The sequence below is a fragment of the Pseudomonas fildesensis genome (assembly GCF_001050345.1).
Lineage (GTDB): Bacteria > Pseudomonadota > Gammaproteobacteria > Pseudomonadales > Pseudomonadaceae > Aquipseudomonas > Aquipseudomonas fildesensis.
Window position 1 is genome coordinate 291,788 of the sequence record NZ_LFMW01000004.1, and the last position, 23,349, is coordinate 315,136.

At 61.9% G+C, this 23,349-nt stretch carries 14 protein-coding genes and 1 pseudogene; 6 read left to right on the plus strand and 9 right to left on the minus strand.

The genetic code is table 11. The annotated features are described in order from the left end of the window. The first annotated feature begins 44 nt into the window (after positions 1 to 44). The 4 genes from nagA to nagE are packed head-to-tail and all read left to right on the plus strand — an operon-like array spanning position 45 to position 6,439. Positions 45 to 1,151, plus strand: coding sequence for an N-acetylglucosamine-6-phosphate deacetylase (gene nagA / locus ACR52_RS07785; RefSeq protein ID WP_048722728.1), 1,107 nt, complete (start codon positions 45 to 47; stop codon positions 1,149 to 1,151). Beyond that, positions 1,132 to 2,154, plus strand: a complete 1,023-nt coding sequence (locus ACR52_RS07790) for an SIS domain-containing protein (RefSeq protein ID WP_152687597.1) — start codon at positions 1,132 to 1,134, stop codon at positions 2,152 to 2,154. The genes nagA and ACR52_RS07790 overlap by 20 nt, the downstream gene beginning before the upstream one ends. Positions 2,155 to 2,204: 50 nt before the next feature. After that, the gene (ptsP, locus tag ACR52_RS07795) at positions 2,205 to 4,715 is read left to right on the plus strand and encodes a phosphoenolpyruvate--protein phosphotransferase (RefSeq protein WP_048722732.1); all 2,511 of its coding nucleotides are present in this window, start codon (positions 2,205 to 2,207) and stop codon (positions 4,713 to 4,715) included. 26 nt (positions 4,716 to 4,741) lie between these two features. Continuing rightward, positions 4,742 to 6,439 (plus strand): N-acetylglucosamine-specific PTS transporter subunit IIBC, encoded by a 1,698-nt coding sequence (nagE, locus tag ACR52_RS07800; protein WP_048722734.1) that lies wholly within the window; start codon positions 4,742 to 4,744, stop codon positions 6,437 to 6,439. A 157-nt stretch (positions 6,440 to 6,596) separates the two neighbouring features. On the opposite strand, the pseudogene ACR52_RS31565 reads toward nagE, so the two are convergent. The 3 genes and pseudogenes from ACR52_RS31565 to purL all read right to left on the minus strand — a co-directional run. Next, a pseudogene (locus ACR52_RS31565) lies at positions 6,597 to 6,782 on the minus strand (DUF6124 family protein); the annotation flags it as partial. Positions 6,783 to 7,036: 254 nt separating this feature from the next. Continuing rightward, the gene (locus ACR52_RS07805) at positions 7,037 to 7,348 is read right to left on the minus strand and encodes an NGG1p interacting factor 3 protein, NIF3 (protein ID WP_048722736.1); all 312 of its coding nucleotides are present in this window, start codon (positions 7,346 to 7,348) and stop codon (positions 7,037 to 7,039) included. 4 nt (positions 7,349 to 7,352) lie between these two features. Continuing rightward, the gene (purL, locus tag ACR52_RS07810; RefSeq protein ID WP_048722738.1) at positions 7,353 to 11,249 is read right to left on the minus strand and encodes a phosphoribosylformylglycinamidine synthase; all 3,897 of its coding nucleotides are present in this window, start codon (positions 11,247 to 11,249) and stop codon (positions 7,353 to 7,355) included. Positions 11,250 to 11,535: 286 nt separating this feature from the next. Here purL and mltF point away from each other — a divergent pair, with 286 nt between their 5' ends. Beyond that, entirely contained in the window at positions 11,536 to 12,996 is a 1,461-nt protein-coding gene (gene mltF / locus ACR52_RS07815; protein WP_048722740.1) for a membrane-bound lytic murein transglycosylase MltF, read from the plus strand. Positions 12,997 to 13,133: 137 nt separating this feature from the next. Here mltF and ACR52_RS07820 read toward each other — a convergent pair whose 3' ends face one another. From ACR52_RS07820 to treP, 5 genes are all read right to left on the minus strand, one after another. Then, on the minus strand, positions 13,134 to 13,421 hold the full coding sequence (locus tag ACR52_RS07820; protein WP_048722742.1) for a PTS transporter subunit EIIB: 288 nt from the start codon (positions 13,419 to 13,421) through the stop codon (positions 13,134 to 13,136). Between the two features lie 2 nt (positions 13,422 to 13,423). Next, positions 13,424 to 15,955, minus strand: a complete 2,532-nt coding sequence (gene ptsP / locus ACR52_RS07825) for a phosphoenolpyruvate--protein phosphotransferase (RefSeq protein WP_048722744.1) — start codon at positions 15,953 to 15,955, stop codon at positions 13,424 to 13,426. 167 nt (positions 15,956 to 16,122) lie between these two features. Next, positions 16,123 to 17,343: a maltoporin gene (locus ACR52_RS07830; protein WP_048722746.1), complete on the minus strand. Its 1,221-nt coding sequence runs from the start codon at positions 17,341 to 17,343 to the stop codon at positions 16,123 to 16,125. 73 nt (positions 17,344 to 17,416) lie between these two features. Continuing rightward, positions 17,417 to 19,063 (minus strand): alpha,alpha-phosphotrehalase, encoded by a 1,647-nt coding sequence (treC, locus tag ACR52_RS07835; protein WP_048722748.1) that lies wholly within the window; start codon positions 19,061 to 19,063, stop codon positions 17,417 to 17,419. 119 nt (positions 19,064 to 19,182) lie between these two features. Continuing rightward, a complete protein-coding gene (gene treP / locus ACR52_RS07840; RefSeq protein ID WP_048722751.1) occupies positions 19,183 to 20,625 on the minus strand; it encodes a PTS system trehalose-specific EIIBC component in 1,443 nt (480 codons plus the stop codon). 348 nt (positions 20,626 to 20,973) lie between these two features. Between treP and treR the strand changes: the two genes are divergently transcribed. Next, a complete protein-coding gene (gene treR, locus ACR52_RS07845) occupies positions 20,974 to 21,678 on the plus strand; it encodes a trehalose operon repressor (RefSeq protein WP_048722753.1) in 705 nt (234 codons plus the stop codon). A gap of 74 nt (positions 21,679 to 21,752) precedes the next feature. On the opposite strand, the gene guaA is transcribed toward treR, so the two are convergent. Next, on the minus strand, positions 21,753 to 23,330 hold the full coding sequence (gene guaA, locus ACR52_RS07850; protein WP_048722754.1) for a glutamine-hydrolyzing GMP synthase: 1,578 nt from the start codon (positions 23,328 to 23,330) through the stop codon (positions 21,753 to 21,755). Positions 23,331 to 23,349 lie beyond the last annotated feature (19 nt).

The window sequence follows — 23,349 nt, forward strand, 5'->3', positions numbered from 1 at the left end:
CGCCGATATGACTTTGCCGCGAATGCGGCCTTAGAGAACTGCCCATGTCCGAAGACAATATCCTCACGCCCCACGGCTGGATTCGCGGCCGCCTGGTGCACGAGCACGGCAAGGTCACCGCCATTGAAGGCACGCCGTGCGACCCGGCTGAAAACGAACTGTCCTACCTGCTGCCAGGCTTTATCGACCTGCACGTGCACGGAGGTGGTGGCAAAGACATCATGGAAGGTGTCGAGGCGTTCGAGACCATCACCCGCACCCACGTGAGGTTTGGTACGACGTCGCTGCTGGCCACCACCATGACCGCGCCGGTGGAAGAAATCTCCAGCGTGCTCGGCCAACTCGGCACCTTCTGCGAGCAGCGCCCCACAGGCAGCGCCCGCATACTCGGCGTGCACCTGGAAGGTCCCTACATCAACCCGGGAAAACTCGGCGCACAACCCAACTTCGCCCACACCGCGTTGATGGAAGAAGTCGAAGCCTACCTGCGCCTGGCGCCGATCCGCGTCATTACTATTGCCCCGGAAATCGCCGGGCATGACGTGCTGATCCGCGCCCTCAGCCAACGCGGCGTGCGCATGCAGATCGGCCACACCCTGGGCAGCTATGAAGAAGGCGTCGCCGCCCTCGCCGCCGGTGCCACCAGTTTCACGCACTTGTACAACGCCATGAGCCCGCTGCATCACCGCGAGCCGGGCATCGTTGGCGCCGCTTTGGCCCATGCCAAATACGCGGAACTGATCCCGGATCTGCTCCACGTCCACCCCGGCGCCATGCGCGTGGCCCTGCGTGCTATCCCGTGCCTGTACTGCGTCACCGACTCCACTGCCGCCGCCGGCATGCCCGACGGTGAATACAAGCTGGGCAGCCACACCGTGACCAAATGCCTGGGCGGCGTACGCCTGGCCGACGGCACCCTGGCCGGCAGCACCCTGACCATGGATCAGGCACTGCGCAACCTGGTGAAAATCGGCCTGCCCATCAGCGAAGCCTCACAACGCCTGTCGCAATTTCCGGCGGACTACTTGGGCCTGGAAGAACGTGGCCGCCTGCAACCCGGCAGCTTTGCCGATTGCGTACGCCTGGACCGCTCCCTGCACCTCACCGACGTAATGGTCGAAGGAGAAACCATTGACTTCAAAAATGCTTGAAGAGGCGCTGGCCTCCTGTGACGCAGTCGCCGCACAACTGCAACGCCTCGACCCAATGCTGCAAGAAATCGCCGGCCGCCTGCGCCGCCAGCCGCCGCAAGTGGCAATGACGATTGCCCGGGGCAGTTCGGATCACGCCGCCAGTTACTTCGCCTACCTGGCCATGCAGCACGTGGGCATCCCGGTGGCGTCGCTGCCGATGTCGGTGGTGACCTTGTTGCAGGCTCCGATGAAAGTCAGCGGCCAGGTGGCGTTCGGTTTTTCCCAGTCGGGGCAAAGCCCGGATCTGGTCAACAGCCTGCGCCTGCTGCGTAAACGCGGGGCCTTGAGCATCTCGCTGGTCAATGCCGAAGACTCGCCCCTGGAAGCCGCCTGTGAATTCCACGTGCCGCTGTGCGCCGGGCCGGAGCAAAGCGTCGCTGCGACCAAAAGCTTTATCGCCACCCTCAGCGCCAGTGCCCTGATGATCGGCCACTGGAACCAGGAGGCCGACTTGCTGCAAGCCTGCCAGGCCCTGCCCGATGGGCTACGCGAAGCCGCCACACAGGACTGGAGCAAAGCCATCGACGCCCTGCGCGACTGCCAGCAACTGATGGTGATCGGCCGTGGCGCCGGTTTTGCCATCGCCCAGGAAGCCGCGCTCAAGCTCAAGGAAACCTCGGCGATCCAGGCCGAAGCCTTCAGCAGCGCCGAAGTGCGCCACGGGCCGATGGCCTTGATCGACGCGAACTACCCGCTACTGGTGTTCGCCCCGCGCGGCGCCGAGCAAGCCGGCCTGTTGAGCCTGGCTGCCGAGATGCGCCAACGCGGCGCTCGCGTATTGCTGGCCGCGCCGGACGATATCGCCGAGCGCGACTTGACCCTGAGCCGTGCCGAACACCCGACCCTGGACCCGATCCTGGCCATCCAGAGTTTCTACGTGATGGCGGCCGGCCTGGCGGTCGCACGGGGCATGGACCCCGACCAGCCGCGCCACCTGAGCAAAGTGACCCGCACCCACTGACCCGCACCCACTGAGTGGTTTGCCGCGATTTCCTGATGAGTACCGTGCCCATGTCCAACAACAATAATGAACTGACCCTCAGCGCCCCCCTCAGCGGGCCGGTACTGCCCCTGAGCACTGTTCCCGACGAAGTGTTCGCCAGCGGCGCCATGGGCGAAGGCATTGCCATCGACCCGCTGAATGACTGCCTGCACGCGCCGTGTGACGGGGTGATCATCCATGTCGCCCGCACCGGCCATGCGCTGACGGTTCGCGCCGACAACGGGGCCGAATTACTGATGCATGTGGGCATCGACACGGTTGAGCTGAATGGCGAAGGGTTTGCATTGCTGGTCAAGGAAGGCGCGCGGGTGAGCCAGGGCCAGCCGCTGGTGCAGTTCGATCTGGACCGCATTGCGCGGCAGTGCAAAAGCCTGGTCAGTTTGATCATTCTGACCAACAGCGACGCCTACGCGCTGACGCCCATCGCCATGAGCAGGGTGAAGGTCGGCGAGCCGTTGTTGCAGGTGGTGGCGCGCTCGACAGCGCCGGCTCAAACGGCTGTGGATAACTCGGTCACTGAAGCGCGCGCCAGCGTACGCGTCACCCATCGCGGCGGCTTGCATGCACGCCCCGCCGCGCTGATCCGCAAGACCGCCCAGGGTTTCAGCAGCCAGGCCCAGTTGCACGTCGGCGATAAGTCGGCGTCGTGCGACAGTTTGATTGGTCTGATGAGCCTGGGGATTGGCGAAGGGGATGAGGTACGCGTCACCTGTCGGGGCAAGGATTGCAAGGAGGCCTTGCAGGCATTGGTCGCCGCGCTGTCCGTGGCCGTCAGCGAAGAGCATCACGCGCCCATTGTTGTTACTCCACGCCGGGCAAACACTGAAATCGATGTCTTGCAGGGTGTGTGCGCTGCGCCGGGCCTGGTTTGCGGGCCGCTGTTCCGCCTGACCGGCATCGAGTTGCCGGAAGACAGCGGCAACCATTTCGCCGACGAACAACTGCAACGCCTGGACACTGCCCTGGAGCAGGTGCGCGGCGAAATCCGTATCACCCTGGACCACGCCCGCCAGCGCAAGGCCGTCGAGGAGGAAGAAATCTTCGCCGCCCACCTCGCCCTGCTCGAAGACCCGGCCCTGCTGGAAGCCGCCACCCACGCAATCGAAAAAGGCAGCGCCGCCACCCATGCCTGGCGCGACGCGATACAGGCGCAATGCGCGGTATTGCTGGCCCTGGGCAAGCCGCTGTTTGCCGAACGTGCCAACGACCTGCGGGACCTGCAACAGCGGGTGCTGCGTGCGCTGCTGGGTGAGGCCTGGCACGTCGAATTACCCGCTGGCGCGATTGTCAGCGCTCACGAATTGACCCCGTCGGATTTGTTGCAACTGAGTGCGCAACAGGCCGTCGGCATTTGCATGGCCGAGGGCGGCGCCACCTCCCATGTGGCGATCCTGGCCCGGGGCAAGGGCTTGCCCTGTGTGGTGGCGTTGGGCGCAGAAGTGCTCGATGTTCCCCATGGCCAGCGGGTGGTACTCGACGCCGTAAACGGTCGCCTGGAACTGGCGCCCAGCGAGGCGCGCCATGCCGAGGTGCACCAGATTCGCGACGTGCAAAAACAACGGCGCCAGGAGCAACAGGCCCAGGCCCAATTGCCGGCGCGCACCACCGATGGCGTCAGTATCGAAGTCGCCGCCAATGTGGCCTCCAGTGCCGAAGCCCAAGTGGCGTTTGAAAACGGCGCCGATGGCGTCGGCCTGCTGCGCACCGAATTCCTGTTTGTCGACCGTCGCACCGCGCCGGACGAGCAGGAGCAACGTCACGCCTATCAAGCCGTGCTCGACGCCATGGGTGACAAGTCGGTAATCATCCGCACCATCGATGTGGGCGGCGACAAGCAACTCGACTACCTGCCACTGCCCGTTGAGGCCAACCCGGTACTGGGCCTGCGCGGTATTCGTATGGCCCAGGTGCGTCCTGACCTGCTTGACCAGCAACTGCGCGCGCTGCTGCAAGTCAGCCCGTTGGGGCGTTGCCGCATCCTCCTGCCGATGGTCAGCGAAGTCGACGAATTGCTGCAGATCCGCCAGCGCCTGGATGAGTTGTGCGCAGAGCTGGAGCTGACCCAACGCCCCGAGCTGGGCGTAATGATCGAAGTGCCTGCCGCCGCGCTAATGGCCGAGCAACTGGCCAAACATGCGGACTTTTTGTCCATCGGCACCAATGACTTGTCCCAGTACACCCTGGCCATGGACCGTGACCACGCCGGCCTTGCCGCGCGGGTCGATGCGCTGCACCCGGCCTTGCTGCGGCTGATCGCCCAGACCTGCGCCGGTGCGGCCAAACACGGGCGCTGGGTGGGTGTGTGCGGCGCCCTGGCCTCTGACCCGCTGGCCACGCCGGTACTGGTCGGCCTGGGCGTCAGCGAGCTGTCGGTCAGCCCGCTGCAAATCGGAGAAATCAAGGACCGCGTCCGTCACCTGGACGCGGCGCAATGCCGGCAACTGAGTCAAGGCCTGCTCGACCTGAGCAGCGCCAAGGCCGTTCGCCAAGCCTGTCAACACCACTGGCCGATGAGCTGACAATAACAAGAAAAGGGAGACACGCCATGTACCAACACTTTATCGAAGGCCTGCAACGCCTGGGCCGTGCACTGATGCTGCCGATCGCAATCCTGCCGATCGCCGGCCTCCTGCTGCGCCTGGGCGACACCGACCTGCTCAACATCGCGGTGATGCACGACGCGGGGCAGGCGATCTTCGCCAACCTCGCGCTGATCTTCGCCATCGGCATCGCCGTCGGGTTTGCCCGCGACAATAACGGCACGGCTGGCCTTGCCGGGGCGATCGGTTACCTGGTGATGGTCTCCACCCTCAAGGTGATGGACTCGACCATCAACATGGGCATGCTCGCCGGTATCGCCAGCGGCTTGATGGCCGGTGGGCTGTATAACCGCTTCAAGGACATCAAACTGCCGGAGTACCTCGCGTTCTTTGGCGGGCGACGGTTTGTGCCGATTGTCACCGGGTTCAGTGCGGTCGGGCTAGGCGTGATCTTTGGCCTGATCTGGCCGCCGATCCAGCACGGCATCAACAGCTTCGGCGTACTGCTGATGGAAAGCGGCAGCCTGGGTGCGTTCGTGTTTGGCGTGTTTAACCGCCTGCTGATCGTCACCGGCCTGCACCATATCCTCAACAACATGGCGTGGTTCGTGTTCGGCACGTTCACCGATCCAGTGACCGGTGCCGTAGTGACCGGCGACCTGACCCGCTACTTCGCCGGCGACCCCAAAGGCGGCCAGTTCATGACCGGCATGTTCCCGGTGATGCTGTTCGGCCTGCCTGCCGCGTGCCTGGCGATGTACCGCAACGCGCTGCCGGAACGCTGCAAGGTGATGGGCGGGATTTTCCTGTCGATGGCACTGACCTCGTTTTTGACCGGTGTGACTGAGCCGATTGAGTTCGCGTTCATGTTCCTCGCACCGTTCTTGTACCTGATCCACGCGCTGCTCACAGGCCTGTCGATGGCCGTGACCAATATGCTGAATATCCACCTGGGCTTTACCTTCTCCGGTGGGTTTATCGACATGGTGCTGGGTTGGGGCAAGTCCACCAACGGCTGGCTGGTGGTGCCGGTGGGGCTGGCGTATGCGGCTATCTACTACACGGTGTTCAGCTACTGCATCCGTCGTTTCAACCTGAAGACGCCGGGCCGGGAAGACATCCCGGTGGTACAGGCTGAGGTGATGAGTGATAACCAGCGGGCCACGGCTTACATCCGGGCATTGGGCGGTGCGGATAACCTGCTGAGCGTGGGTGCCTGTACGACGCGACTGCGCTTGGACATGCTTGATCGCAACAAGGCCGTGGATGCAGAGCTGAAAGCACTGGGTGCCATGGCTGTGGTTCGGCCGGGGAACGGCGGGAGTTTGCAGGTCGTGGTCGGGCCGATGGCCGATAGCATTGCTGATGAGATTCGCCTCGCCATGCCATCGTTTGTTGCTACAGCGCCTGCGTCGATTGCGCCTGTGGATAAGCCGGTTGCGGTGAATCTGCAAGAAGCCGAGAAATGGCTGAATGCCTTGGGTGGCCGGGCGAATGTGCGGCAGTTGGAAGCGGTGGCGATGACCCGGTTGCGGGTGGAGTTGGGGGATGATTCGGTGTTGTCCGAAGCTCAACTAACGGCGCTGGGTTGCCAAGGCATAAGCCAACTCGATAGCGGTGTTTGGCACCTGTTGATTGGTGACAAGGCATCCGGGCTGGGTGAGGCGCTGGAGCGGTTGGTTACCCGCCCGATCAACGCCTGATCCCCCCTGTGGCGAGGGAGCTTGCTCGCGCTGGGCTGCGCAGCAGCCCCTTGTTCAGAACAGCCATTTTTTTCAGAAAGAACTCTGTGGCAGGTTTGGGGGGGGGCGCTTCGCACCCCAGCGGGAGCAAGCTCCCTCGCCACAGAGTTTGTGCGGATCAGTTGCTTATGGGTACTTCCTTTAGATCCAACACTCGATCCACCATCAACTGGATTCCTTCCAGCATCCGATAAATCCCCCGCACCGCATCACGTTGCGGGCCGTCAACTTCAAAAGCCAGATGGCCTGCCAGCGCCTGTACTGATGCAAGGTCTTGGGAAGTATTGACGAGCAGGGTTTCGCTGGTGAAGGCGTGGTCGGCAGGCGAAGGTTAGTGAGGCGAGTTCCGGGGGGCAACCTGAAAGACTTGTCGGAAAAGTCTGAGGTGTCTGGGCGGTCGCCATCGGGAGCAAGCCCCCTCTCACATCTGACTGCATTTCAACGTTGGAACTCGGTCAAATGTGGGAGGGGGCTTGCTCCCGATGAGGCTCTCACAGCCAACAAAAAACCCGCTGACCAAACTGGCCCAGCGGGTTTCTTGTTTCTGCAGCGGGCGAATCAAAAATCCGCCAACTGCCACACTTCATACGCCGGTGTCTCATACGGATGGCTCAGCTTCAACGCAGCCACAACGGCCACGATCAGCTCATCCGCCACCACCAACTCAACCTTCCATTCTTCAACCACTTCAACCTGGCCCACTTGCCCGAGAAACGGCTGGCTGCCGTCCAACGCGCGGAATTGGCCCTGGCCCAGCACTTGCCAGGCGCAGTTGTCGTAGTCTCCGATGCGCCCGCCGCCGGCTGCGAAGACGGCGGTTTTCACCGTTTCCACATGGCTGTCGGGCACAAAGAAGCTGAGCTTGTACACCGCCTTAGTTCACCCACACACGGGCGTTGCGGAACATGCGCATCCAGGCGCCGTCCTCGTCCCACTCTTCCGGGCGCCACGAGTTCTGCACGGCGCGGAAGACACGCTCCGGGTGCGGCATCATGATGGTGACGCGACCGTCGCGGCTGGTGAGGCCGGTGATCCCGCGCGGCGAGCCGTTCGGGTTGGCCGGGTAGGTCTCGGTGACCTTGCCGTGGTTGTCGACGAAACGCATGGCCACGCAACCGGACAGGTCGGCTTCCAGCAAGGCTTCTTCACTGGAGAATTCAGCGTGGCCTTCACCGTGGGCGATGGCGATTGGCATGCGCGAACCGGCCATGCCTTGCAGGAAGATCGAGTTGGACTCCTGCACCTGCACCATGGCGACACGGGCTTCGAACTGCTCGGAACGGTTGCGCACAAAGTGCGGCCAGAACTCGCTGCCCGGGATCAATTCGCTGAGGTTGGACATCATCTGGCAACCGTTGCACACACCCAGGGTGAAGCTGTCGTTGCGCTCGAAGAAGCCCTGGAACGCGTCGCGGGCACGGCTGTTGAACAGGGCCGACTTGGCCCAGCCTTCACCGGCACCCAGCACGTCGCCGTAGGAGAAACCGCCGCAGGCCACCAGGCCTTTGAACTCGTTGAGGTCAACGCGACCGGCGAGGATGTCGCTCATGTGCACGTCGATCGCATTAAAGCCGGCACGGTCAAACGCGGCCGCCATTTCTACCTGACCGTTGACGCCCTGCTCACGCAGTACGGCAACCTGTGGGCGGATGCCTTTCTTGATGTACGGCGCGGCGATGTCCTGGTTGACGTCGAAGCTGAGTTTGGTGCTCAGGCCCGGGTTGTCTTCTTCCAGGATCACGTCGAATTCCTGCTCGGCGCAGACAACGTTGTCACGCAAGCGCTGGATCTGGTAGCTGGTCTCGGCCCACTGACGTTGCAGCAGACGACGCTGGCCTGCAAACACGGTGTCGCCGTTGAAGGAAATATTGATTTCGCCGTTGTTGATCGGCTGGCCGATCACTGCCACGCAGTCGTCCAGGCCAGCGGCGCTGAATTGTGCGAGTACATCCGGAGTAGCGTCCTGGCGAACCTGGATCACGGCGCCCAGTTCTTCGTTGAACAGGATGCCGTTGATTTCAGAGGCGTCCTCGGCAACGCTGTCGAGCACGATGTTCAGGCCGCAGTGACCGGCAAACGCCATCTCTACAACACTGGTCAGCAGCCCGCCATCGGAACGGTCGTGGTAAGCCAGCAAGTGGCCGTCGGCGTTGAGTCCCTGGATCACAGCGAAGAAGGCTTTGAGGTCTTCAGCGTCATCGACGTCCGGCGCGTGCTTGCCGAGCTTGCCGTGGGTTTGCGCCAGGATCGAGGCACCCATGCGGTTTTGGCCACGGCCCAGATCGATCAGGATCAGGTCGGTGGTGCCCTTGTCCATGCGCAGTTGCGGGGTCAGGGTCTGGCGGATGTCGGTGACCGGTGCGAAACCGGTGACGATCAGCGACAGCGGCGAGGTGACGCTCTTGTCCACGCCTTCATCGTTCCAACGGGTGGCCATGGACATGGAGTCCTTGCCCACCGGAATGGTGATACCCAGTTCCGGGCACAGCTCCATGCCGACTGCTTTAACTGTGTCGTACAGACGCGCGTCTTCACCTGGGTGACCGGCAGCGGACATCCAGTTGGCCGACAGTTTAATGTCGGACAGCTTGCCGATACGCGAAGCCGCGATGTTGGTGAGGGTTTCACCAATGGCCATGCGGCCCGACGCCGGAGCGTCCAGCAGGGCCAGCGGCGTGCGCTCGCCCATGGCCATGGCTTCACCGGTGTAGACGTCGAAGCTGGTGGCGGTGACGGCAACGTCGGCCACCGGCACCTGCCATGGGCCAACCATTTGGTCACGGGCAACCAGGCCGGTGATGGTGCGGTCGCCGATGGTGATCAGGAAGCTTTTGCTCGCCACGGCCGGGTGATGCAGCACACGTTCGATGCTGTCAGCCAGCTCCAGCGCGCTTGGGTCGAAATCATCGCCCAGCTCGGCTTCACGCACGGCCGAACGGTGCATGCGCGGGGCTTTGCCCAGCAGCACTTCCAGCGGCATGTCCACCGGATTGTTGCCGAAGTGGCTGTCGGTGACAGTCAGTTGCGGCTCGGCAGTGGCTTCGCCAACCACGGCAAACGGGCAACGCTCGCGTTCGCAGATGGCCTGGAAGCGCGCGAAGTCTTCAGGGCCAACGGCCAGCACGTAACGTTCCTGGGATTCGTTGCTCCAGATTTCGTGCGGGGCCATGCCCGGCTCGTCGTTTGGAATGTTGCGCAGTTCGAAACGGCCACCACGCTCGCCATCGTTGACCAGTTCCGGGAAGGCGTTGGACAAACCACCGGCGCCGACGTCGTGGATGAAGCTGATTGGGTTCTTGTCACCCAACTGCCAGCAACGGTCGATGACTTCCTGGCAACGGCGTTCCATTTCCGGGTTTTCGCGCTGTACGGAAGCGAAGTCCAGGTCGGCCGAGCTGGTGCCGGTGGCCATGGAGGAAGCCGCGCCGCCGCCCAGGCCGATCAACATGGCCGGGCCGCCGAGGACGATCAGCTTGGAGCCGACCAAAATCTCGCCTTTCTTGACGTGTTCTTCACGAATGTTGCCCATGCCGCCGGCCAACATGATCGGCTTGTGGTAGCCGCGCACTTCATCGCCACGCGGGGTGGTGATGGACTGTTCGAAGGTACGGAAGTAACCGGTCAGCGCCGGACGACCAAATTCGTTGTTGAACGCAGCGCCGCCCAGCGGGCCTTCGATCATGATGTCCAGCGCGGTGACGATTCGCTCAGGCTTGCCGTACGGCACTTCCCACGGCTGCTCGAAGCCCGGGATCTGCAGGTTGGACACGGTGAAACCGGTCAGGCCGGCCTTTGGCTTGGCGCCACGGCCGGTAGCACCTTCGTCGCGAATTTCGCCGCCGGAACCAGTGGCTGCACCCGGAAACGGGGCAATCGCGGTCGGGTGGTTGTGGGTTTCAACCTTCATCAGGATGTGCACCGGCTCCTGCACCGCGCCGTACTGGCGGGTTTCAGGGTCCGGGAAGAAACGGCCGGCAACGCTGCCGACGATCACCGAGGCGTTGTCTTTATAAGCGGACAGAACACCTTCGCTGTGCATCACGTAGGTGTTCTTGATCATGCCGAACAGGCTTTTTTCCTGGTTCTCACCGTCGATGTCCCAACTGGCGTTGAAAATCTTGTGACGGCAGTGCTCGGAGTTGGCCTGCGCGAACATCATCAGTTCGATGTCGTGCGGGTTGCGCTTGAGGCCGTTGAAGGCGTCGACCAGGTAGTCGATCTCGTCTTCGGCCAGGGCCAGGCCCAATTCGGTGTTGGCCTTCTCGAGGGCGACGCGGCCACCGCCGAGCACGTCAATCGCGGTCAGCGGCTTGGGCTCGGCGTGGCTGAACAGACCGGCAGCCTGTTCCAGCTGGCTGACGATGATCTGGGTCATGCGGTCGTGCAGGCTGCTGGCGATCAGCTCAGCCTCGGCGTCGCTGAACTGGCCAGCGACGTAGAAGGCAATACCGCGCTCCAGGCGCTGGATTTTTTCCAGGCCGCAGTTGCGGGCGATATCGCTGGCCTTGCTCGACCAGGGCGAAATGGTGCCGAACCGTGGCAGAACCAGGAACAAGCGGCCGGTCGGCTCTTGAACGGGAACGCTGGGACCGTACTTCAGAAGGCGTGCGAGCACTTGCTGTTCGTCGGCGGTCAAGACGCCGGTAACGTCGGCGAAGTGAGCAAATTCAGCATACAGGCCTGTAACAGCTGGAACCTTCTGGCTCAGTTGCTCAAGGAGTTTGCTGTGGCGAAAGGCAGAAAGGGCAGGAGCGCCGCGCAGGATCAACATCTTCGGGACAGCCTCGGGAAGGGGTGTGCTTTGAGGCCGTGCATTCTAGCGTAAACCGCCGCCAACGGCACCCGAAACGCTACCACTGGCCGCTGCCGAACGTCAGTTGGCACGGATTGCACGGTATCAGGGCGTGATCGAGGGCATTGGGCGCAGTTATTTTAACCGTCACAATCGGCCCCCAGGCCACGTTTCTGCGGGCTGCAGCACAGTTTTGGCGGCGCTAGCAGACAAGTCCCACGCTGTCGAGATATGGCGCCGTGGGCCGTTTGCGTATACTGCGCAGATGTTCTCCCCAACTGCTTTGCGCCCGCGCTGTGCCAAATGGCTCATCGCAACCGGACTCTTCCTGATGCTCAGCGCCTGTGTTGATAAACCCAGCACGCTCGAGCGAATCAAGGAGGATGGCGTATTGCGGGTGGTCACCCGGAATAGCCCGGCCACGTATTTCCAGGACCGCAACGGTGAAACCGGTTTCGAATACGAACTGGTCAAGCGTTTCGCCGATGACCTGGGGGTGAAACTGGAGATCGAGACCGCCGACAACCTCGATGACCTGTTCAGCCAACTGGGCAAACCCAACGGCCCGGTGCTCGCCGCCGCCGGCCTGGTCAGCAGTGAGCAGCGCCAGCAGCAGGTGCGCTTCTCCCACCCTTATCTGGAAGTCACCCCGCAGATCATCTATCGCAACGGCCAGTCGCGCCCAACCAATGCGGCCGATCTGGTGGGCAAGAAGATCATGGTGCTCAAGGGCAGCACCCACGCCGAGCAACTGGCGGCACTGAAAAAGCAGAATCCTGCGATCGAATACGAAGAGTCCGACGCTGTTGAGGTGGTCGACCTGCTGCGCATGGTGGACGAAGGGCAGATCGACCTGACCCTGGTGGACTCCAACGAAGTGGCGATGAACCAGGTGTACTTCCCCAACGTACGCGTCGCCTTCGACCTCGGCAACGCCAGCAACCAGAGCTGGGCCGTGGCCGCTGGTGAAGACAACAGCCTGCTCAACGAGATCAACAGCTACCTGGACAAGGTCGAGAAGAACGGCACCCTGCAGCGTCTGAAAGATCGCTATTACGGGCACGTCGATGTACTCGGTTACGTCGGCGCCTATACCTTCGCCCAGCACTTGCAGCAACGCCTGCCCAAATACGAAAAGCACTTCAGGGCCTACGCCAAGGAAGAAAAGGTCGATTGGCGACTATTGGCAGCGATCGGCTATCAGGAGTCGCTGTGGCAACCGACGGTCACCTCCAAGACCGGCGTGCGCGGCCTGATGATGCTGACCCAGAACACCGCCCAGGCCATGGGCGTATCCAACCGCCTGGACGCCAGGCAAAGCATCATGGGTGGCGCCAAGTACCTGGCCAAGATCAAGGATGAGCTCGACGACAAGATCGCCGAGCCGGACCGCACCTGGTTCGCCCTCGCCGCCTATAACGTCGGCACCGGCCACCTCGACGACGCGCGCATCCTGGCGAAGAAAGAAGGCCTGAACCCGAACAAGTGGCTGGACGTGAAGAAAATGCTGCCGCGCCTGTCGCAGAAGCAGTGGTACAGCAAAACCCGCTACGGCTATGCGCGCGGCGGCGAGCCGGTGCACTTTGTGGCGAACATACGCCGTTACTACGACATCCTCACCTGGGTGACCCAGCCGCAGTTGGAAGGCAACCAGGTGGTGGAAGGCAAACTGCATGTGCCGGGTGTGGACAAGACCAAGCCACCGGAAGAAAACCCGCAGCTCTAAACACGCATCTCCAACCACCACAAAACCCATGTGGGAGGGGGCTTGCTCCCGATAGCAGTGGGTCAGTCAACAGAAGTGTTGAATGTCAGGCCGATATCGGGAGCAAGCCCCCTCCCACATTTGGATCTCCACTGGCTTCAAAGACCCGTGATCAGGTGTACGGTCCCACCCGCCAACACCATCACGCCCGGCACACCCGCCGCCTTTAACGCCAGCGCATCCAAACGCCCCGCATCCTGCAGTTGCACGCGCACTCGCGTCAGCGCCACGCGCTGCTGCGACTTGAGGTTATCCACGCCGCCCAACGCACTCAGCACATCGGCGGACAACAGGGCCTCGCCCGCTGTCACAGGCGCCGCGACGGTCTCGGCAATCAAATCCGGGGTCAGGGCTTTCCAGAACGCCCGCTGCAACTTCTCGAACATGCTCAGTGCTCCACGACAGGTGAGGTTTCAACGGTGGCCGCGTGATACAGCCGCAAGGCCTCGCGCACTTGCGCGGCTTCTTCCAGGCCCAGCACCTGGCGGGCGATGATTTGGCAGTCAGCAACGTCCAGCTCGCGCACGGTGGCCTTGATGGTCGGGATCAGCGGCACACTGACCGACAACTCATCCACCCCCAGCCCGACCAACACCGGCACCGCCAATGCCTCAGATGCCAACGCACCGCACACGCCGACCCACTTGCCATGGGCATGGGCGGCCTTGACCGTGGTGGCTATAAGACGCAGCACCGCCGGGTGAAAGCTGTCGGCCTGGCTGGCCAGGCGCGGGTGATCGCGGTCCATCGCCAGGGTGTATTGGGTTAGGTCGTTGGTGCCGATGGAGAAGAAGTCCACATGGGGCGCAAACACGTCCGCCATCAAGGCCGCAGACGGCACCTCGATCATGATGCCCAGCTTCGGCAGTTCGGTGAGCCCAAGCGCCCGCGCTTCTTCTTCAAGGATCTTGCGGGCCAGGTGCAACTCCGAGAGCAGGCTGACCATCGGCAACATGATATGCAGGCGCGCCAGCCCGGCACTGGCGAGGATTGCACGGAACTGTTCGCGCAGCAGCTCGGGGCGCTCCAGGCACAAGCGAATACCGCGCAAGCCCAGGAACGGGTTGGTCTCGCTTTCCATCGGCACATACGCCAGCGGTTTATCGCCACCAACGTCCAGGGTGCGCACGACCAGATTGCGCTCCGGCCCCAAGGCTCGGGCGATGGCGCTGTAGGTGCCAGCTTGCTCCTCGGGGCTCGGCGCGCGATTGCGGTCCAGGTACAAGAACTCCGAACGCAGCAGGCCGACGCCTTCGCCGCCCAGGGTCAGGGATTGCTCGACCTCCTGCAATGAGGCGACGTTGGCCGTGACTTCGACGTGATGGCCATCGCGGGTGACGGCAGCCAGAGAGGCTTGCGCGAGGTCGCGCTGGCGCCGCAGGACCTGCTGCTGGTGGGCAAGCTGTAATTGCTCGATCTCAGCGAGATCAGGATCCAGATGCAATTCACCCTTATCGGCATCCAGTAGCACCTGCTTACCATTGGCCAGCGCCAACACCTGTATAGGCACACCGCAAATGGCCGGCAGCCCGAGGGCGCGAGCGAGGATCGCGACGTGACTGGTGGCACCGCCACCCACCGTGACAAACCCGAGTACCTTGCGGGTGTCGAGGGTGGCGGTTTGCGACGGCGTCAGTTGCTCAGCGATCAGGATCGCGCGCTCAGGCAGGTCCCATGCACTGTCCTGAATACCGAGGATAATTTTCAGCACGCGCTGGCCGACATCAGCCAGGTCCGCCGCACGTTCGGCGAGCAAGGCATTGCTTAGGCTCTTGAACAACTTGGCGGTAGCGACCGTGGCGCTGTTCCAGGCAAACGCGGCGCTTTTACCTTCGGCCAGCAGGCCATGGGCCTGTTCCAGCAAGGTCGGGTCTTCGAGCAATTCCTGATGGGCGCGGAAAATCTCCGCCTGGGCGCTGCCAGCCGCCTTGGCTTGCAAGGCTTGCAGCGCCTCGGTTGCCACCAGCAGGCCACGCTCCAGGGCGGCGCGTTCGAGCGTTTCACCGCCACCCGCTTCGGTGATCGCCAGCGCAGGCTCCGCCACTTGCACCACTTGGCCAAACGCAGAACCCGGCGACGCACACACGCCGCGCAGCACGCTCGCCGATGACACCAGCGCACCCGGCTCAACGACCTCGGCCGGTGCCGCTACCGTCTCGCCACACCCCTCGGCCAACAACGCCACCAACGCCTTGATCGCGGCGTCGGCATCCTCCCCTGCCGCGCTGACTTGCAAGGTGTCGCCCTGCACGGTTTGCAGGGCCATGATCGCAACCAGCGATTTGGCGTTGGCGCTCTGGGTTTGCTTATGCAGATAAATGCTCGCGCTGAAACCCTTCGCCGCTTGAGCAAACACTGCCGCTGGGCGCGCGTGCAAACCGTTGACGTTCGGCAAGGTCAGCGGCTTGGAGAACAGTGCATCGCCCTCCTCCTCGTCCGCGCCCTCAACGCACTCATTGGGCGACACCCGCACCAGCGGCTGCCCCAACTCCACCAGGCCGTCGCCCGGTGTCAGCAGCGTAAACGGTTCACCGCTGACCACCAGCATCAACGTCAGCAGGCTACGGGCGTTGAGCGCCACGTAGTCGGCATCGAATTCAATCAGCGGCTGCCCGGCCTCCACCCGCTGGCCTTCCTTGACCAATCGGGTGAAGCCCTTGCCCGCCAGGTTCACGGTGTCCAGGCCGATATGCATCAGCACCTGGACGCCGTTGTCGTCGGTGACGCTCACCGCATGACCACTGTCCTGGATATTGCTGATCACCCCGGCCAACGGCGCGCAGAGGGTCTGCGAAGTGGGATCGATGCACAGGCCGTCGCCGATCAAGCGGCTGGCAAAAACGGGATCAGGCACCTGATCCAGCGCCAGCAGCGCCCCGGACAGGGGCGCCAGCAGTTCCAGGGGTTGGGATGTGGTCATGACTTCACCTGCTGTTCTGTTCTGTAAAAATCATAAGGGCGACGAACATCTAATGTGGAAGTGGGCTTGCTCGCGATGGCGGTGTATCAGGCAACACATGCATTTACTGACCCACCGCAATCGCGAGCAAGCCCGCTCCCACATTTAGCCCGCGTACGGCCGGAGGGTTATTTCCACCAGTATTCGACTTGCACACCAACGTTCGACCCATGCCGCGCCGTGCCGTAAGAGCCGGTGTCGGACAACGCCGAACCCGCCGCCAGTTCATTCGCCGCACGCTTGGCCGCTTCGTTCCAGGTTGCATAGGTGTAGTACAAACGCACTTCCGGCCGCGCCCAGAAATCCGGGCCTTTGGGCGACCAGGTTGGCGCGAAGGTAAATTTGCTCAGCTTGCGCGTGCCGCCAGTGGCATCGACCTGATCGTGTCCGAGTTCGGTGACCAGTTTGAACTGTTCACTGATGGCATATGCCGGACGCACGCCGATGGACATCCACGTTTGGTCCTGGCTGCCGGGCCGAATGTCTTTCTGGTACACCGCCTCGATCTGCCCGCCAAACCGTGGGGTCACCTGCCAGTCAAAAAACTCCACGGCGCGATAACTTTTGCTGCTGTTGTCCAGCGCCGTGTTGCCGGTGTAATCCAAACCGGTGCCGGGGCCTTCGCCATACTGCAGGGCGAACTTGTTTTGGCCGCCGAGGAAAGGTTTTTGCACGTGCTGCGCCGTGAGCGCCCAGCCACTATTGGCATCACGCCCGCCGGCTTTTTCGATGTAGCTCAAGCCCAGTTCCAGTTGGCCGCCGGGGTTGGTCTTGAAACCCGCCACGTTGAAATCGTGACGGGTGGCGTATTCCTTCTGGTACAGGTTGTCCTTGCGGGAGATGGCGTAGCTGTATTTCAGGTCGCCGATCAGCACGTCTTCGATACCGCCGCCCGTGGCGCTCTGGTTCCAGTAGTAGAAGTCGGAAATATGGATGTCGTTACGTTTGTAGTAACGCCGACCAGCCCACAGCGAGCCGCCGTTGAGGCTGGGCAGGTTGGACCATTGCGCATACATCTGCGGCATGCGTGCCGAGCCGTTGTTTTCCCCCTGAAACTTCAACTCGCGGTCGTACTTGTTGTACAGCGACGCCATGGCATCGACGCTGAACACCGAACCATCGTCGAGGGTCAGCAGGTCCTGGCGCAATTCCAGTTCGGCGTACTGCTCGCATTCGTTACCCAGGCGGTATTTGGTTTGCGCCCCCGGCAGTTGGAAACATTGCTGTGGGCCGCTGCCGGTGGACGTCCCGGCGCCGCTGCGCAAGTAACCGGCAAATTCCAGGGCCTGGGCGCCGAATGGCAGGCTCAGGCACGATGCAACGAGGCCCAGCTTTATTGTTGTTTTCATGAGTCGCTCCTTTTATTTTTATTTTTTTCTTACTTTTTTGCCCCGCGCGCGCCCTGTAGGAGATCGCGGTGTTTCAGTCCTTCAGGTACAGGACGAAAGATTCGTAGGGACGCAAGACGACCGTGGCTGTGCGCACCGGGCAGTCGGGGTAGTTGCTGATCAGCAGGCGTTGCTCACTCGCCGCGTTGATGAGGTGGCCAGGCAGCTGGATTTCGCAGGGCTGGCCATAGAAGTTGTTCAGCACCAACAGGCGCTCGCCGTGGCCTTCGCGCAGGTACGCCCAAACCTGGGGGTGGTCCTGCAACAGTTGGCGGTATACGCCCTCTTGAATCAGCGGTTCGTGGCGACGCAAGGCGATCAGCGCACGGTAGTGATGCAGCACCGAATCCGGGTCATCCAGCTGGCTGTCGACATTGATCTGCGCCGCGTTGGCCGGGACACCGATCCACGGCTCACCGCGGCTGAAACCTGCATTGGGTTGCGCGTTCCACTGCATCGGCGTGCGCCCGTTATCACGGGATTTCTGCATGATCGCCGCCATGCTCGACGCCTCCGACTCACCGGCTTCACGCTTGAGGCGGTAGATGTTGAGGGTCTCGACATCACGGTATTGCGAGATTGTGTCGAAGCCCGGATTGGTCATGCCCAACTCTTCGCCCTGATATACAAACGGCGTGCCCTGGAGGAAGTGCAACGCAGTGGCGAGCATCTTGGCCGAGACCACGCGGTGCTCGCCGTCATCACCAAACCGCGAGACCACCCGCGGCTGGTCATGGTTACACCAGAACAGCGCATTCCAGCCGCCACCGGCCTGCATGCCCAGTTGCCAGTCGGAAAGAATCTGCTTGAGTTGCAGGAAATCGAAGTCGGCACGCACCCACTTCTGCAGGTTCGGGTAATCCACTTTCAGGTGATGAAAGTTGAAGGTCATCGACAGCTCTTTCGACTCCGGCCGCGAGTAGCGGATGCAGTGTTCCAGGCTGGTGGACGACATCTCGCCAACGTTGATCAGGTCATGGCCTTCGAAGACTTCGCGGTGCATTTCCTGCAGGTAGTTGTGCACGTTGGGGCCGTCGGTATAGAAGCGGCGGCCGTCACTGTTGTCTTCGGGGAAATCGGCGGGTTTGGAGATCAGGTTGATCACGTCCAGGCGGAAACCACCCACACCCTTGTCGCGCCAGAAGCGCATCAACTTGAACACCTCGGCGCGCACCTGGGGGTTGTCCCAATTAAGGTCGGCCTGGGTGTGATCGAACAGGTGCAGGAAGTACTGGCCGGTTTGCGCCTCGTATTCCCAGGCTGAGCCACCGAACTTGGATTCCCAGTTGTTCGGCTGGTCGCGCCAGATATAGAAATCACGGTACGGATTGTCGAGGCTGCTGCGTGCCTGCTGGAACCACTCATGCTCGATGGACGTGTGATTGACCACGATGTCGAGCATCAACTTGATGCCGCGCTTGGCCGCTTCGCTGATCAGTAGGTCGCAGTCGGCCATGGTCCCGTAGCTCGGGTCGATGGCGTAGTAGTCGCTGATGTCGTAGCCGTTGTCGCGTTGCGGCGAGCGCAGGAACGGCGTGATCCACAGGCAGTCCACGCCCAGCCATTTCAGGTAATCGAGTTTGTCCACGATACCCAGCAGGTCACCGGTGGCGTTACCCGCGTGGCTGTGGAAGCTTTTGGGGTAGATCTGGTAGATCACCGAGTGTTGCCAGTCTTGCATGGTGGGCTCCTTCAGTAGATTTTGGTGCTGGCCTTGAGGGCCTCATCGCGAGCAAACCCGCTCCCACATTTGGAATGCATTCCCCTGTGGGAGCCGGGCTTGCCCGCGGGAGCGGTAGATCAGGCGACCCTGTATCCAGGCCGAACGATCTTCATGCTCAACGCACAGGTCAGAACAAACGGCACGACAATCGCCACGGCCATCCCGATCACAAAGCTTGGGATGTATTGCGGAATGATCGAGATAAAACCGGGCAAGCCGCCGACACCGATGGCCGACGCCTGCACCTTGTTCAGCGAGAGGAAAATGCTGCCCAGGGCCGAGCCCAGCAAGGCCGCATAAAACGGGAATTTGAAGCGCAAATTCACCCCGAACATCGCCGGCTCAGTGATGCCGAAGTAAGCGGAAATCGCCGAGGTCGAGGCCATGCTTTTATCCCGTGCATTGCGGGTCATGTAGAACACGCCGAGCGCGGCGCTGCCCTGGGCAAGGTTGGACATGACGATCATCGGCCAGATAAACGTGCCGCCCTGGGTGGAGATCAGTTGCAGGTCCACAGCGAGGAACATGTGGTGCATGCCGGTGATCACCAGCGGCGCATACAGCAGCCCGAAAATCGCCCCGCCGACCATCGGTGCCAGGTCAAACAGGGTGACCACGCCTTCAGTGATCAGGATGCCAAGGTGACGGGTCACCGGGCCAATGATCGCCAGTGCAAGCACACCGGTAACGACGATGGTGGTGATCGGCACAACCAGCAGTTGAATCGCGTTGGGCACACGGGCCCGCAACCATTTCTCGATGACGCTCATCACATAGGCGGCCATCAGGATCGGCAGAATCTGCCCCTGGTAGCCGACTTTCTCGATCTTGAACCAGCCGAAAATGTCGAAATACGGCAGGCTCTGGCCGTCGAGGCCGGCGACCGCCTTGCCGTAGTTCCAGGCGTTGAGCAGGTCAGGGTGCACCAGCATCAGGCCGAGCACGATGCCGAGGATTTCACTGCCGCCAAACCGCTTGGCGGCCGACCAGCCCACCAGCGCCGGCAGGAACACAAACGAGGTGTTGGCCATCAGGTTGATCAGGCTCCACAGGCCATCCAGGTTCGGATAGGCCTCCAGCAAGGTCTTGTCCGCAATGAACATGCCCTTGGCACCCATCAGGTTGTTGATGCCCATCAGCAGGCCGGCAATGATCAGCGCGGGCAGGATCGGCATGAACACGTCGGAGAACACGCGCACGAGACGCTGCATGGCGTTGGTCTTGTCGGCGCCCTTCTTCTTGACGTCGGCGATGGTGGCGGCGGCGAGGCCAGTCTGTTCGCGCAGGGCGGCGTAGACCTTTTCCACTTCGCCAGGGCCGATCACCACCTGGAACAGGCCGCCGGTGAAGAACGAGCCCTTGACCAGATCGACCTGGCTCAACGCGCCGTTGTTGACCAGGCTCGGGTCCTTGAGCGCCAGGCGCAGACGGGTCACACAGTGGGCAGCTTGCTCAAGGTTGTCGCGGCCCCCGAGGTTCTCGAGAATCTCGCGGGCAATATTCGAATAGTCGTGGCTCATGCTTGTTTTCCACTTTGATTTTTTTATTTGGGGGCAGTCATTGGCAGCACGCCGAGGGCAAAATTACTCGTCTGTACGAGTTAAAGCAACAACTCGTCTGTACGAGTTACATTTTGTTTAATTAATGTAGGAGCGAGCGTGCTCGCGAAGGTCGTTAACGATGACGCGTGCACACTGCAAACACGCGGCGCCCTTGAGTGCTTCGCGAGCAAGGGCTAGCCGCCCGCCTCGCTCCTACAGAGGCCGCAGAAATCCGTGGGTCTAATGGACAAACCCCACCGGTGCCACTAAGGTTCCTGCCTTGAATGCGCAGTTCACCTTCATCAAGTCGGGCACAGAGCCATCCCCATGAGCAAATACAACCAGATCTATACCGATCTGCTTGCCAGCATCACCACTGAACGCCTGCAACGCGGCACGCGCCTTCCCTCCGAAACCGAATTGATGGACGCCTACCAAGCGAGCCGTGGCACCGTACGTCGGGCCATCGAGCAGCTGCAGGAGCGCGGGTTTGCGCAAAAAATCCACGGCAAGGGCACCTTCGTGCTCTCGCCGAACCCCATCGAGTTCCAACTGGGCGGCATCGTCAGCTTTCACGAAACCCACGCCGACTTGGGCGATGACGTACGCACCGAAGTCGTCGAGTTCACCCAGTTCCCGCTGGAAGGTTCACTGCAGCAACACATTGAAGCCGAACCCGGCACCCTGATCACCCGCATCAAACGGGTACGGCGCATCGGCGGCAAACGGGTGATCCTCGACATCAACCACTTCGTCACCGACGTGATCCCCGGGCTCGACCGCTCGATTGCCGAGCAGTCGATCTACGCGTTTATCGAAGAGACACTGCAACTGCAGATCAGCTACGCCCAACGCACCATCGAAGCCCTGCCCCGCAGCAAGGACGACCAGGCACACCTCGACCTCGACGGCCAAAGCCACGTGATCGTAGTGAGCAACCAGACGTTTTTGCACGATGGGCGGCAGTTCGAGTACACCGAGTCGCGGCATACGCTGGATAAGTTTTACTTTTCGGATATTGCGCGGCGATAAACAAACGCCAGAAACACAAAACCCCGGCACATGGCCGGGGTTTTGTTATTCAGCACTTACCTGCTACGGCAGGATCATTCCCACTCAATAGTCGCCGGCGGCTTGCTCGACACGTCATACGTCACGCGCGAAATGCCTTCGATTTCATTGATGATACGACCGCTGACAGTCTCCAGCAGTTCGTATGGCAGGTGTGCCCAACGGGCGGTCATGAAGTCGATGGTTTCCACCGCACGCAAGGCCACAACCCACGCGTAACGACGGCCGTCGCCTACAACGCCAACCGATTTCACCGGCTGGAACACCACGAAGGCCTGGCTGACTTTGTGATACCAGTCGGCCTTGCGCAGTTCTTCGATGAAGATGTGGTCGGCGCGACGCAGCAGGTCGGCGTACTCCTTCTTCACTTCACCGAGGATGCGCACGCCCAGGCCCGGGCCCGGGAATGGGTGGCGGTAGACCATGTCGTACGGCAGGCCCAGTTCCAGGCCCAGACGGCGGACTTCGTCCTTGAACAGTTCGCGCAGCGGTTCTACCAGCTTGAGGTTCATTTCCTCAGGCAGGCCACCCACGTTGTGGTGGGACTTGATCACGTGGGCCTTGCCGCTCTTGGCGCCGGCCGACTCGATCACGTCAGGGTAGATGGTGCCCTGGGCGAGGTACTTGATGTTGTCCAAGTGTTTGGCCTGGGCATCGAATACGTCGATGAAGGTGCGACCGATGATCTTGCGCTTCTTCTCTGGGTCGGACTCGCCGGCCAGGTTGTTGAGGAACTGATCTTCAGCGTTCGCGCGGATCACCTTGACGCCCATGTTCTCGGCGAACATAGCCATCACTTGCTCGCCTTCGTGCAAGCGCAGCAGGCCGTTGTCGACGAAGACGCAGGTCAGTTGGTCACCGATAGCTTTGTGCAGCAGCGCAGCGACCACGGAGGAGTCAACACCGCCGGACAAGCCGAGCAGCACGTTGTCGGTACCGACCTGGGCGCGGATGTTGGCGATGGCGTCTTCAGCGATTTTCGACGGGGTCCACAGGGCTTCACACCCGCAGATGTCGAGGATGAAGCGCGACAGGATGCGACCGCCTTGCTTGGTGTGGGTCACTTCCGGGTGGAACTGCACGCCGTAGTAGCCGCGCTCGTCGTTGAACATACCGGCGATCGGGCAGCTCGGGGTGCTGGCCAGGATGTGGAAGTCTTCCGGCATCTTGGTGACCTTGTCACCGTGGCTCATCCACACGTCGAGGCCGAACAGGCCGTCGGCGTCGACGTGGTCTTCGATGCCGTCCAGCAGGCGGCTCTTGCCGACTACGTCGACACGGGCGTAACCGAATTCACGCAGCTCGGAACCTTCAACCTTGCCGCCCAGTTGCTCGGCCATGGTCTGCATGCCGTAGCAGATACCAAAGACGGGCACGCCCAGGTCAAATACGGCTTGCGGGCAGCGCGGGCTGTTGGCTTCGTGCACGGACTCGGGGCCACCGGCGAGGATGACGCCTTTCGGTGCGAATTCGCGGATCGCTTCGTCGTCCATGTCGAACGGATGCAGTTCGCAGTACACGCCGATTTCACGCACGCGGCGGGCGATCAGCTGGGTGTACTGGGAACCGAAGTCGAGGATCAGGATGCGGTGGGCGTGAATGTCGAGGGCCATGAGATCAGTCTCGTCTAAT